We start from the raw sequence: 14,262 nt of genomic DNA, 5'->3' as shown, positions 1-14,262 counted from the left end.
TGAGCTTATTTATCATAAAAATTTTGAAAATGTAACTTTATGTAAGCAAAATATCATCCTTAAGATAGTAGAAATGGTCTTGTGGTTTGAGTGTTAAATATTTATACATCAAGACATTAAGGACTTACTAGCCATGCCAAAAAGGAAATGGCTTTTTGCCATCCTATTTTCTATTACATTATCGATAAGTTTACTTTTTGGGGGTTGGAGAAGCGATCGCGTATTAGCCCAATCACCTCCCTATCAAGGTAAAAAATTTGTGATGGTCACGTCAGCGGACTATCCACCTTATGAATTTCGAGATACGGCTAGCGGTAGCGCTGATATTGTAGGTTTCGACGTAGACATTGCCAACTATATTGCCAAAGAGCTAGGGTTTCAACTTGATATTAAAGATACAGATTTTAGTGGCATAATTCCGGCTGTGCAATCCGGTCGGGCTGACTTTGCGATGGCTGGGATGACACCGACAGCAGAACGGAGAAAAAATGTTGATTTTTCCGATATTTACTATGAAGCTAAAAATACAATTGTCGCTAGAAAAGGTAGTAACCTAACTACACCTAAAAGTTTAGCAGGAAAAAAAGTCGGCGTTCAGTTGGGTTCAACTCAAGAAAAAGCTGCTAAAGAAATAAAGGGCACAAATTTGGTAGCCCTTAATAAGACTGGTGAAATTATCCAAGAAGTTAAATCAAATCGTATCGATGCTGCAATTATCGAAGATACCATCGCTAAAGGTTTTATTGCCAATAACCCAGATTTAGAATTTAATACGGTTCCGAATACTGGGGAAGCAGGGAGTGCGATCGCTTTCGCCAAAGGTTCGCCTCTAGTCAATGACTTCAACCGCGTTCTGGGAGAAATGAAACAGAACGGGAAAATAGAAAGTTTGGTGACAAAGTGGTTTGAAAATAATGGAAAGACTGAAACTCCCGCCAGCAGTTCCAGCTTAGCTTTTGCTAAGATAACGCCTCGGATTCCTTTTATTCTAAAAGGAATATTAGTAACTCTCCAATTCACTGCTATCTCAGCAATTTTGGGCTTTATTTGGGGGACAATCCTCTCTTTATTTAAGATTTCCACCTTTAAGCCACTGGTTTGGTTTGCAACAGCCTACACCTCTATCTTTCGAGGGACGCCGCTACTATTGCAAATCGCTTTAGTTTATTACGCAACGCCTCAATTGATTGGGTACAATATTCCGGCATTATTAGCCGGTGTCATTACTTTTACTCTCAACTCAGGCGCTTACATTTCTGAAACAATTCGCGGCGGTATTCTTGCCGTTGATAAAGGGCAACAGGAAGCTGCTTTGTCTTTAGGAGTTCCCTACAGACCGATGATGCTGGATATTATCTTGCCACAGGCGATAAAAAATATTTTGCCAGCATTAGTAAATGAGAGTATTGCACTACTGAAAGACTCAGCATTAGTCTCTACAATTGGGGTAACTGACTTGTTACGCCGCGCCCAAATTGTGGGTGCAGAACAATATATTTACTTTGAACCTTTGCTATTTGCAGGCGCGATTTACTATTTAATGGTCATGAGTTTAACATGGGGGGGTTATGTACTCGAACGAAGATTACAACGCAGCAGTTAAGGTTGAAGATTTGCATAAATCTTTTGGAAATCTGAAGGTTTTGCAAGGAATTTCGACTGAGATTGGACACGGGGAAGTTGTGGCGGTGATTGGCCCTTCGGGTTCTGGTAAGTCCACTTTCTTGAGGTGCATGAATTTACTGGAAGTGCCAACTTCGGGTAAGATTTATATACAAGGCGCAGACATCACCTCACGAAAAACCGACATTATGAAAGTTCGGCAAAATGTCGGGATGGTGTTTCAACATTTCCATTTATTTCCTCACAAAACCGTCCTTTCTAATGTGACGTATGCGCCTAAAAAGGTAAAGGGCATTTCTTCGGAAGAGGCGCGGCGAGAAGGAATAGAACTGCTGAATAAAGTAGGTTTATCAGAAAAGGCTGATGTTTATCCTTCTAAGTTGTCAGGGGGGCAGAAACAGCGAGTTGCGATCGCGCGTTCCTTGGCAATGAAGCCAGATATCATGTTATTTGACGAACCGACCTCGGCACTCGACCCGGAAATGGTGAAAGAGGTGCTAGAGGTGATGAAAGACCTCACCAAAACTGGTATCACAATGGCAATTGTCACCCATGAAATGGGGTTCGCGCGAGAAGTTGCCGACCGCATTTTGTTTCTTGATGGTGGAAAACTGGCTGAAGATTCACCGCCTAGTAAGTTCTTTACAAATCCAGACTGCGATCGCGCTAAGCAATTTTTGGATAAAATCTTGTAAAAGATACTCGTTGGAGGCTGCATTCTTTCTGTGGACACTTCAGCTAATCTACCGCGCTACTCAGAATTTTAGGCAGCCTCGTTCGCTCGTTTGAAGAATAGATCAGTTAGTTTTTAGCAATTGTTGTAGTTCCTGTCGGACTTTTGCTACTGTTTCTGCTTTCTCTTCGTCGCTTACCCATTTGTTTACCCAGAGTTGATTGAGAACCTTCTGTCTTTTTAGATAAACAAGTAACTTAAATTACAAACACCAGCTTTAAAAATATATTGTTTACTAAATATTTATGCTTCGATTACTCTTCATTTATCCTGAAATTAGTAGATACAAATTGACAGCGCTCTAAATATATCTTAGCAACTTTATCCATCGGGTTATGCCATAAACAATCTTGAAAGAGTTGTGCAGCTTCACTAAAATTTTGATTTTTGTAAAATAACAAACCTTTCTCAAATATTGTTTTTGCGCTTAATTTACCATCTTTTAATTCCGCTAAATCCCCATCGAATACTTCATAAACTGTTACTTCTTCGGATTTACCTTTTATTTTCACCCGATCGATAATGCGGATGAAATAATCAGATGAATTCTGTAACTGCAAAAAAGTTTGATGACTGATTAATAATGACACTCCATACTCTTTCGTCAATCCTTCAATACGGGAGGCTAAGTTGACAGCATCGCTAATGACAGTGCCCTGTAGCCGGTTATTTCCTCCCACCGTACCCAACATCAAAGAACCCGTATTGATGCCAATCCCGATTTGAATTGGATGATAACCAGCTTGGGCGCGATGCTGATTATACTCGGCAAGATTATGTAGCATGGTAATGGCTGCTTTAATCGCATCATCTGCACTGCCGCTAAACAGCGCCATAATCCCATCACCGATATATTTATCAATGAAGCCGTTATTCTCGGTAATAGCAGGCTCCATGCGGCTTAAAAAGGCATTAATAAATTGAAAATTGTCTGACGGCGTCATTTTTTCTGATAGTGCAGTAAAGTCTCGAATGTCGGCAAATAATACCGACATTTCCTGCTGCACTTGGTCGCCTAATGTGACATCAATAATGCTTTGTTTCTTCAAAAACTGAAGAAATTCACGGGGTACAAACCGCTCGTAAGCAGTGTTAAGTTGATAAAGTTGATCGATTAACTGAATTCGCTCTGCTTCTGCCTTCTTGCGTCGCGTGATATCTTGAAAGGCAGCGATCGCGTAGACAATTTCGCCCTTCTCATCAAAAATTGGCGTTGCCCACACCTCTATCGGGATAATCTTGTCTGCTTGGCGAACCTCCATATCATCAACAGTCGAGCAGGAGCCACTCAACGCCAGCGCTAGGGGCTGTTGGGCATTCGGGTACAACCGATCTGTCCCTGCCACATAAGCTTGATAAAGTTCTGGCAGGTGAGCGGTGGTGTCTTCCGGGGCGATGCCCTTGCCGAGAAGCCGCTGTGCTGTATGATTGGCGTAGTAGGGTTTGCCGCTCGCATCAATCACGAAAACACCTACCGGCACGGCTTCTAGAAATTGAGCCAACCTTCTCTCGCTGGCACGTACTGCCTCCTCTGCTTTGTGATGCAACTCAGCTTCCACCCTATCGGAATGTTCCGTAGTCGTCTCCAGCAAAATTTCCAAATCGATCTTATCTCTAGTAACAATTGTCAAAAGAGACTGGAGCGCTGCTTGACTCGCTTGTAGTGCTTGTTCGGTGCGCTGGCGTTCGGCAATTTCGGCTTGTAGCTGTTGATTGGACTGATGCAGCTGAGCTTCAACCATATCGGAGTGTTCTGTCGTCGTCTCCAGCAAGATTTCCAAATCAACTTTTTTGTTTTTTAAGTCTTCCAATTCCCGTCGCAGATTTGCGATTTCTAAAAATAGCTGTTCCCTTGAGGGTTGTTCTTCTTGCATCGCCTTAGGATTTGCACTTCGACGAAAATGAACTTATCTAGTTTTCAGTGCCAGTATCTTAGCCTTGTAGGAGTTTTTATGCCAATTCCAGCTGTAAAGAAGGCATTAGCCGCTGCAAATTTTTCAACGACTTACTTTGCCAGGGGATATTCTTAGAGCCTTGTACAATCATCTGCATACTTTCTTTTTGACGCACATTGATGACAAATTTCGACAGAACATTGATTCCCGAACTATTCAAAAATTCTAGTTCCCGCAAATTCAAGGTAATTTTTGGTGGCTCTGAATCTACTAGCTCGTTAAGTAACTTTACGATTGGTGCATATTCTTCCATTCCGCTAAGTCGAAGCGAACCCTGAAAGATCGCTGTTTCAGTAACCGAGTCATACCAAATGCTGTAATCTTCGGTCTTAATTTCCATTACGCATCAACTCCTTGCATATTCTGAACAACTCGGTAAGCTATACTGCCAACTGCACCATTGTGGTCACGGCGATCGCTTCCGGCTCCGACTCTTTTTGGATAGTCTCAAACTTCCAACCTAGCTTAGCCTGATAATCGTTCATCATTGTCAAAAAGCCTAGCCCAGATTCGCTCTCGCTCTCGTCTTCTGCATTTTTTTCTAGCTGGCGAAGATAGAACTCGCTCGGATCGCAGGTGGTTAACTCTGTGATAAATGCCTGAAACTTAGCGATCGCGCTTGGATTGATATTGTTCGTACCGAGGAATACCAGGCGATCGTTATGCATTTGCAGCCGAATACTAATAGGTTGCACTGATATATCATCGTTAAATTTCATCGCATTCTCTAGCAACTCATTGGCGATAAAACTAACAGCACTTTTGATCTCTGCTTTTGGGTCTGTTTCGGTCGTATTTTTATTACCAGGAAAGAAAGTTGCAAAATAGTCAGCCATAAAATCAGCCGATAAACCATTATTGCGCCAGCGTTGCTTTAGGGGGATGGAGGTAGGCGAAAATACAATTGTTAAGCCTTCCTGACTGCTTGGAAGCTCGTCCCTGAAGTCTCCGAATATTTGAATCATATCAATTTGGTAGTTGGTAATTGGTAATTGGTAATTTTTTTGAGTTTTAAGTTTTGAACTAAAGTGGTTAGTACTCTCGCGTACAATACATTCTGCTTCTTGCTTCTTAAGTGCCTTTCCGAAAAGCGAAGAAAGGGAATATTAAACTCCTCCCTACTTTTCGGGCAGCGGCAGATGTGAGATTAAACCGTACTGCATCTAAACGAAAATTGCTATAAATAAGTTCTTCTAACTCAACACTCAGGCTCAATTACGCATTTTTGCTTGAACAGCGCGAAGATGATTTGCTTGTACATTGGCTCATTGATTTGCCTGTGTAGAGCTAATCGGAATCTCAATGTAGAATTCTGTGCCTTGTCCTGGCTCAGAGATACATTTAAGCTGTCCCCCATGTTTTTCTACGACAATTTGATGACTGATAGATAGACCCAATCCGGTACCTTTGCCAACTTGCTTAGTTGTAAACAAAGGTTTAAATAACTGTTGCTTTGCCTCTTCTGAAATCCCAACTCCATTATCTGCAATCCGAATCACAATATGAGAAAAATTAAGTCCCAACCATGAAGGATTAGCCAATCCGTTTTCTATCATTGTTCCTCCCTCTTTTATTTCAGTGCGAATCCAAATGGTAGGTACGGGTTTTTGATTGTTAGTGAAAACTAACCTTTCCGATGCCATTGCTTCTTCTAGCGCATCAATGGCATTGGCAATGATATTCATAAATACTTGATTGAGCTGTCCAGCATAGCACTCTATAAGCGGGAGATTTTCATATTCTTTAATTAGTTTAATTTGTGGGCGATTTCCGTTAGAATTTAGGCGATGCTTCAAAATTAGTAGGGTGCTATCAATCCCATCATGAATATTAAAAAGTGTCTTTTTGGATGTATCGGCACGAGAGAAAGTTCTCAGAGACACGCTAATTTGATGGATACGGTCTATTCCTATTTTCAGAGAAGAAAGTATTTTAGGGAGGTCTTCGGCTAAAAAGTCAATATCAATATCTTGTATTTCTGATTGAATTTCCGGTGCTGGAATTGAAGAGTGGGTTTGGTAAAGTTTTAACAACCTAAGCAAATCGCAGGTGTAGTCGTAGACATAAGTGAGATTGCCAGATAAAAAATTAACTGGATTATTGATTTCGTGGGCAATTCCTGCGACTAATTGACCAAGAGAAGACATTTTTTCACTTTGTATTAATTGAACTTGAGCTTGCTGCAAATCGCGCAGCGATCGCGCTAATTGTTGAGCTTTTTCTCGTTCTCGCGCTTCGCTTGCCCTTAGAGATTGCTCAATCTGCTTGCGCTCGGTAATATCAATAATGGTTCCCTCGTAATAGAGTAAGGTGCCGTTGGCATCACAAATCGCGCGGGTATTCTCGGAAACCCAGATGATGCTGCCATCTTGTTGATAAATTTGATACTCGAATCCTTTAACTTCATCCTGTTTAGTTAATAAAGCTAAGAGGTTCTTGCGGCATTTCGGGTCAACATAAACTTGATCTTTGATTTCTGGAATGCTACTCATCATCTCCTCAGAAGACTCATAGCCGTAAATTTTTGCCAGTGCCGGATTGACACAAATGTAGTGTCCGTCTAATGTAATCTGGAAAATCCCCTCAATGGCATTTTCAAAGATACTGCGATACCTCGTTTCCGCTTGTTGCAGCGCTTCCGCGGATCGCTTGCGCTCGGTGGTGTCTTGAAAGGCAGCAATCGCATAAGCAATATCGCCCCGGTCATCAAAAATGGGGGACGCCCACACCTCTATGGGAATTATTTTGTCTGTTTGATAAATCTCCGTATCGTCAACGGTTACTTTTTCGCCTCTCAACGCTCGTATAATCGGCAGGCGATCGCTGGGGTACAATTGCTCTGTGCCTGCGAGATAAAGTTGATAAGTCTCTGGCAATTCCTCGACAGTGGCTTCTGACATAATGCCTTTGCCTAAGATTTGCTGTGCCGTCTGATTGGCGTAGTAAGATTTACCGCTAGCATCAACCACGAAGACGCCCACTGGCAGGGCTTCCAGAAATTGCGCCAGCCTGCGATCGCTTTGTTTTCCCGCCTCCACTGCCTTGTCATACAACTGCGCTGCAACCGTATCCGAGTGTTCGGTAGTATTCTCCAGCAAGATTTCCAAGTCAACTTTTTCTCTTTTCAAATCTTCCAATTCTTGGGACAAGCTTTCTATCTTCAAAAAGAGCTGTTCTGTTAATGATTTTTCTTCCTCAATTGCCATAAATTTTTATCTTTGCCAAAAAATGGATTACCCTAGCAAGGGATATTTTTAGAGTTTTGTATCACTATTTAAATATTCCCTTTCTTAGGAGCTTTTGTAACAAACTTTACAGAACATTTACTTACAAACTGGTTAAAACTTCTCGCTCCAGCAATTTGAGTTTGAGAGCGGCAGCAAACTCACGAAAGATAAAGTGCAAGTTCTATACAAACAGCGCAGACTACAGCCTTTGGTGTGAAGGCAATGCAAGCTGTTTTGCATCTACAACAGATAAGAAGTCAAACTCGGCTTATTTCTGTTTAAGAATCAGCAAAGTGATGTCATCGTAAATTTTTTGCTCACCGATATGCCGTCGCAGATCCTCAATCACAGCTTGTTTAATTTCCTCAACGGTCTGTTGGCAGCTGCGGCTGACTATGTCGCACAGCCGATCTAACCCGTATTGCACCTTGAATCTATTTTCGGCTTCAGTAATGCCATCGGTGTACAGCACCACGACGTCCCCTGAGTGCAATTGCAACTGAATCTGGGCAACGAAATTGGTAATGTCTGCTTCTAGCCCAATCGGGAAACCTAAATCAACCGTGTCTATCCGTTCCACCTGACCGCCGGAACGCACAACAATCATTTCTTCGTGTTGCCCCGTCAGGCGTAGCGTTCCCCCTTGGTAGTCCAGTAAGGAAAGGCTGAGATTTTTATCGGAACTCATCCGCTGCACATTGTGATAAATGGTTCGGTTGAGTACGTCTAAGAATTTTTTGGGGTCGGTTTCTTTGTTTTCCAGTAGCGTCCGGACTGCTGTCTGCACCATGATTGTTAAGACGCCGCTTTCAAGCCCGTGTCCGGTGACATCGCCGATGCCAATTTTGACTGTATCCTCATAATTGAGTACATCGTAGTAGTCACCGCCTACCTCCTCGGCGGGTTCCATAAAGCTGGCAATCTCCAGTCCAGGAAGCGATTCAAGTTCTTGCTGTTTAGGCAATAGCATCTGTTGCAGTCGGCGCGTTACGGCTAACTCAGCGCTCATACGGATATTGTCGGCTTGAAGACGCTCGTTGAGGGCAAGAATCTCGGCGTTGGCGTGAGCGAGTTCGCTGGTGCGTTCGTCAACTTTTTGTTCCAAAGTGTGGCTGTAATTCCGCACCGCCTCCTCAGCTTGCTGGCGTTCGGTAATATCACGCACCAGTACTACATACTCTTGAAAGTCCTGATTGAAACGGTTAGAGACGGCTGCCTCAACGATGGTGGGATGTTCGGGCGTTTTTAGGGTATGTTCGCTCCGACTCGACCAATTATCTGGTTGACCTGCCAAGGCGGGAAATATCTGGTTGAGACGACATCCTAGGAGATTGGGAGCGATCGCTTTTAATAGTTGCTCGGCGGCTGGGTTGGCTTGCCGAATAACGCCCTTTTCATCGACGACGAGAATCCCGTCAATGGCAATATTAAACAAATGCTCAGACTGTTCTCTGGCTTCGACGATTGCCATGACTTGGGGCAAACTTGTCCAGCAAGCGATCGCTACCCCAACAAAGGCAGCGATCAGCAGCATCACCACATAGAGATTGTTGCCATTCTGACCCAGGTCTACCGCCCCAATTCTGGCTCTAAACATCCAGCTAATCGTGGCAGCGCTACAGATCAGTAAGATCAGGATGACTACCTGAAACCCTACAAAATCGGATATTTTAGTTTGCGATCGCCCTCGGTAATGCTGAATCCACCAAGCAGCATGAAAGGGTGCCCACCGGATGCGGCGTATCACTTGATCTGCTGCCAAAATCCCTAGGGGAAATAGCAACCCAATCAAGAAGTCTTTCCAACCCCAAGCCAAACCCCCAACCACTAAGACAACGACTTCCAGCAAAAAGAAGACCCCCGACCACCAAGGCAGAAATACCTCCGGTCTCTTTCGGCGCAGCCACAGTGCTAAATGTACCGACATGATAGACACAAACCAGCCGGTGTTGCTCACGACTGCAATCCGGGCAACATCTCCCCAAGCTAGACAAATGAAAGTGAACAACAACGTCAGCACCAAAGCGGGACCGAATACACCCCGTCGGGACACCACAGCGAACACGGGAGATAAATGTCCGTCTACAGCAAGTTGGTACAGCATCCGGGGACAGTTGGAAAGCACCGTCGCGCAACTCAGAAGCGACCCAGCAGCGAGAAAGAAGGTAACGATGATCGCTGCCGACTGCCCCCAGAACGGCGTAGAAACTGCTAACAAATTTAAGAAAGTGTCACTACCCAAACCTGGGTCGGTTGCTAAGCGCATCAGTACCCAGGAACCCCCCAGAAAGATGGGCGGCATGATCCAACAGGAGATACTTAGAAACCGCAACGTTTCATCAGGGCGTCGGCTATCAGCAACAAATGCAGACGCAGATTCACAAGCGTAGGTCGTGTAGGTGACAAAGAATAACCACTTCGCCCAATCCACAAAAGAGGGAGGCGACCAACTGGATGGGAAAAAGCCAGGACTTGCTGGGGAAATGGCTAACCAGCCGATGCCAAATAGACAAAAAGCGAGTAAAAGTCCAATTGCCGGGATAACAAAAAATAAGTGCAGGATACTTAAAGCGCGGGTGCCGCTAAACGCCAAAATAAACGCGATCAGCGTCAAGCCAATTTTCACAAGAGTATCGGGACAAGCAATTCCTAAAGGCTCCAGGTTTACCTTAATGAGTTCTGTAAGGACAACCACGTTAATCGCCAGCGTCGAAACCCAGCTGAAGAAGTAACCAACTGCCGCGTAACGGGCTAACCCCGGATAGTGCTTTAGCAATCGGGTGGTATAGTTGGGCGTTCCTCCGGCTACGTCAGGAAAATGCCTGCCTAAGCGTTTTACTTGCAGGTTTAGCAAGATGCCAAGGATCGTTCCTGGCAACCAGACAAAAATAGCCCCCGTACCGAGAGCAATGTGCAGTACGGGGGCTATGGCAGGCCAAGAGATATGAGCCGTTACACCAAAGCCCCACGTTTCCAGAGAGCTAAGACTGCGGGGTAAGCGCGGGGCTGAGTACTGATTCGGAGGCGCAGAGTCTATGATTGTCGGCAATGGTGTTGAGGTCATCAGGTTTATTCGTATTTTTGTCTCAATTTATTTTTAAAGCTTGACAAGGAGAGCGATCGCGCTATTGAGATTTCCAGGAGATTAATTGCAGTAAGATACTTTTTTTAATTTATATGTCGAACTATTCCTATTTGAGTCCTGGCATGATGTCATCGTAAATTATGCGCTCTGCAAATCATCGCAGGTTTTCAACACAACGCTGTTCTCGCCAGTATTGCATCCTAGACCTGTTTTCGGCTTCGGTAATTTCATCGGTTATCCTAATTTATTTTCTCTAGAAATACTTGCCTATCTATTCATCGTTGATTGTTATTGGAGAAGTCGTGATAAAACCTAAGCTGAAAGTTATAAACTAAAATCAAATCCTTGAATTTGATACTAATAGAAAGTTTACTTATTAAGTGATTCATATCCTTTCGCTTTATATCTCCAACCGCCACCCTAATCGAGTATTGGTCAGGGTTCTGCTATGTAGGATTACCAGAGAAAGTGGTATTCGTTGATTTGATAACTACGTTTTTTTTGAGAATTCACACGTTGTAGAGATGCTTTCCAGAAAAGATTTTTACCAAGTGTTAAATCCTTGAAATAGGCGATTTAAGGAGCGCCCGACGGTTCGACTGGACGAATAATTGCTGGGGTAGCAGATTCTTCGGGTTGAAAGATTGCCTGAAGTGCTTCTTCTAGAGTTTCTGCCATAACGATACGGTTTTCGTAAGCGACAATCACTCTCACTAATGTTGGTAGACTATTTTGTTCTGCTTCTAGATAAAGAGGTTCGACGTAGAGGAGCGATCGCTCAATCGGAATTACTAACAAATTACCTTGTATTGCCCTGGAACCCTGCCGATTCCATAGAGAAATCTGCTGAGAAATAACCGGATCTTGGTTGATTAAAGCTTCGATTTGCTCTGGGCCATAGACCAACTCCTGTTTGGGAAACCGATAAAGCAACAGCTTGCCGTAATTCTCCCCATCGGAACGCGCTGCTAACCAGGCAATTAAATTGTTACGTTGGGTGGGTGTAAAAGGAAGCAGCAGAATAAATTCTTCCTCCTGGGCAGTTGGCAGCCTTGTGATCAAGTAGTAGGGTTCTACGGGTCGCGGTTCGTTGCCATAAATCTCAGTCGGAACTTGCCACTGGTCTTCCCGGTTGTAGAACACCTGGGGGTCGGTCATGTGATAAGTCCGCAACCGTTCCGACTGAATGTTGAAAAAGTCCACTGGATAGCGGAGATGGCTCCGCAGGGAAGTGGGCATTGCATTTAATGGTTTTACCAGGTCGGGAAAGATAGCAGTCCAGGAGTTAATAATCGGGTCTTGGGGGTCGGCAACGTAAAAATTAACCGAACCGTTATAGGCATCGATAACGACTTTGACAGAGTTGCGGATGTAATTAAATTGGTTTTCGCCAGGATCGGAGTAAGGATAGCGATCGCTTGTCGTATAAGCGTCAATAATCCAGTAAAGGTAATTTTGCTCCTTGGATGCATCGGTCTTGGCAACCACTAAGTAGGGGTCGCTATCAAACCGCAAGAAAGGCGCGATCTTCTGAACTCGCTGTGCAATATTGCGACGAAACAACAGCTTGGTTTGCGGTGTGAAATTCCGCGTAAACATCATCTGCCAGTCTTTCAAATACTCGGCAAATAAAAGACGACGCCACCACGAACCGATGGAGACGCCGCCAGTACCATCGTAAGTGTTATAAACATTCTCGTTGCCACTGGGATAATCTAACTCTTCGACTGTCGTTGGCGTCATCACATAAGTATTCGTGAGTTCGCCGTAGTAAATCCGGGGTATCCCAATCGGAATGCTGACTCGAATGCGTTCGCTGGATACATTTAAGGCATTGTTATCACCAGAATCTGCACTCGTTCCAATATCTTTAACAAAGTAATCTGGCAACCCACCTGCGCCAACTGTATTCACAGGGCTGAGGGTAAAGCCATAACCGTGAGTGTAAACTAAATGTTTATTAACCCAAGTTTGAGCTTCTTGGGGAACGGCATTGTAATCTAATTCTCTTGCTGCCAGAATCACCTGTCGCTTTTCTGTCCCATCGCTTTGTGCAGATGCTTCTAGTTTCAAAGTATACCGATCGATATCGGCGTCAGGAAATTTGTAGTAAAGCCGAATCTGTTGCAGTTGGCGATTTGTTTGTAACAGGGGACGTGTATCCCAAAGGCGAATATTGCGAATCGTCAGTTCATTTTGCTGGAGGTCTGCGTCAGTAAGATTTGCTTGAGGGTCGAAGGTTTGAACGTCAATATTCTCTAAATTAAATGCTTCCCTCGTATAGGCAATACTGTGTTCAATATAGGTTCTTTCTCGCACCAACTCATTGGGTTGAACAATGAGGCGTTGCACTGCGACAGGTAAGCCAATTAAAAATAAAAAATTGAAAATTGAAAATCCCAACAAACCAATTTTTAATTTAAAAGTTTTAATTTTTAATTGAATTGTCTGCCAAAACAAAAGCAACGCGATCGCTAGTAAAAATACGCTCAATCCGGTATACAGTGGCAATCGCACGGTGACATCGGTGTAACTGGCACCATAAGTAACGCTGGTGGTGGAATACAACAATTGATACCGCAATAACCAATAACCGAGAGAGAGAGCAGCACATAGGCAACCGCTGAGTCCGTACAAATGGCGCATCTGGGATTTGGAAAACCCTAGAAATCTTCCCTCACTAAAACTATCTCCAGATAGCAAATATATTAGAGTGACTGCTGCAAGACCATACAAAAATAGTCCGAAAAACCAAAATTCTAGTAACTCCCAAATAGGCAACTGAAATACATAAAAGCTGATATCTTGCCTAAATAAGGGGTCAACGCTGTTAAAACTGGTGGGATGAAAATACTGTAAAATTCTCGCCCAGTGGCTTGATAGCACCAGTCCAAAAAATAAACTGAGGACAAGCGCGATCGCAGTTAACAAAAACTGCGGATAAATCAACACCAGCGCCGCCGATACCAACACCACGACAACCTGCCAGATGCTAGAGAGCATCTTTCTACCCATCTGCCAGATCAAGTCAGGCTGAAACCAAACTGGCAACAGAGGAGATACACTGGGCAACCCGACCTTAGAATGCCAATAACTCGTGGCTATTTGACTGTAGTGCAGCAGCATCAACCCGATTGCTAAACTAAGTACCCCTAGCAAAGGCAAAAGCGATCGCAATTTCAGTGCTGAGGACTGAGGACGGATCGAAGAAAAAGATTCTCTTTGGTACTCTTGACTTAAGACTTTATCTCCCCTAACTCCCGCACCAACGCGCTGCTTCGCTAGAAAAAAGTGAGAATCAACCTCCCCCTTTTTAAACCCTGTTGGGGGGATCTCTTTAGAATACTTAAGACGATGGGCAAGATATAGATTACCCAGTAAAAAGCCAGCGGTGACGATAAATGCGATCGCCCCCAACCCCGCCTGAGTGCTTACCCTGAGAAGAAACGCCGGTAGATATCCGACTTCCTGGAACCAAAAAACATCTGCTACTAGGTAAGCGACTAGATCGAAGGCTAGCCACAGTCCTAGTAGCAGTAAAAGTCCTGGAAAAATTCGATTCATTATTCATTGTTCGTTGTTCGTTGTTCATTGTTCATAGAAGTTTGCCATGAACCCTGAACGATGAACCCCGAACGA

General features: G+C 43.9%; 8 protein-coding genes. 2 read left to right on the top strand and 6 right to left on the bottom strand.

Annotated features, from left to right (window positions below; translation table 11 throughout):
• Positions 1 to 133: 133 nt before the first annotated feature.
• Positions 134 to 1,603: an ABC transporter substrate-binding protein/permease gene (locus NDI34_RS07880; RefSeq protein ID WP_348232351.1), complete on the top strand. Its 1,470-nt coding sequence runs from the start codon at positions 134 to 136 to the stop codon at positions 1,601 to 1,603.
• The gene (locus NDI34_RS07875) at positions 1,569 to 2,318 is read left to right on the top strand and encodes an amino acid ABC transporter ATP-binding protein (protein ID WP_348232350.1); all 750 of its coding nucleotides are present in this window, start codon (positions 1,569 to 1,571) and stop codon (positions 2,316 to 2,318) included. Before NDI34_RS07880 ends, NDI34_RS07875 begins: the two co-directional genes overlap by 35 nt.
• Positions 2,319 to 2,610: 292 nt before the next feature.
• Here NDI34_RS07875 and NDI34_RS07870 read toward each other — a convergent pair whose 3' ends face one another.
• The 6 genes from NDI34_RS07870 to NDI34_RS07845 form a co-directional block, all read right to left on the bottom strand.
• A complete protein-coding gene (locus tag NDI34_RS07870; RefSeq protein WP_348232349.1) occupies positions 2,611 to 4,230 on the bottom strand; it encodes an adenylate/guanylate cyclase domain-containing protein in 1,620 nt (539 codons plus the stop codon).
• Positions 4,231 to 4,306: 76 nt separating this feature from the next.
• The gene (locus NDI34_RS07865; protein ID WP_190440992.1) at positions 4,307 to 4,651 is read right to left on the bottom strand and encodes a hypothetical protein; all 345 of its coding nucleotides are present in this window, start codon (positions 4,649 to 4,651) and stop codon (positions 4,307 to 4,309) included.
• A gap of 40 nt (positions 4,652 to 4,691) precedes the next feature.
• Positions 4,692 to 5,276, bottom strand: coding sequence for a DUF6272 family protein (locus NDI34_RS07860; protein ID WP_190525799.1), 585 nt, complete (start codon positions 5,274 to 5,276; stop codon positions 4,692 to 4,694).
• A 300-nt stretch (positions 5,277 to 5,576) separates the two neighbouring features.
• On the bottom strand, positions 5,577 to 7,517 hold the full coding sequence (locus NDI34_RS07855) for a PAS domain S-box protein (protein WP_348232348.1): 1,941 nt from the start codon (positions 7,515 to 7,517) through the stop codon (positions 5,577 to 5,579).
• A 289-nt stretch (positions 7,518 to 7,806) separates the two neighbouring features.
• Positions 7,807 to 10,602 (bottom strand): SpoIIE family protein phosphatase, encoded by a 2,796-nt coding sequence (locus NDI34_RS07850; protein ID WP_348232347.1) that lies wholly within the window; start codon positions 10,600 to 10,602, stop codon positions 7,807 to 7,809.
• Between the two features lie 597 nt (positions 10,603 to 11,199).
• Complete coding sequence (locus NDI34_RS07845) at positions 11,200 to 14,187, bottom strand: UPF0182 family protein (protein ID WP_348232346.1); 2,988 nt, start codon at positions 14,185 to 14,187, stop codon at positions 11,200 to 11,202.
• Positions 14,188 to 14,262 lie beyond the last annotated feature (75 nt).

This window comes from Trichocoleus sp. DQ-U1 (assembly GCF_039961925.1).
GTDB lineage: Bacteria > Cyanobacteriota > Cyanobacteriia > Cyanobacteriales > FACHB-T130 > FACHB-T130.
Note: the sequence above shows the minus strand (reverse complement) of the source record. Positions and strands in the feature narration are given on the sequence as shown.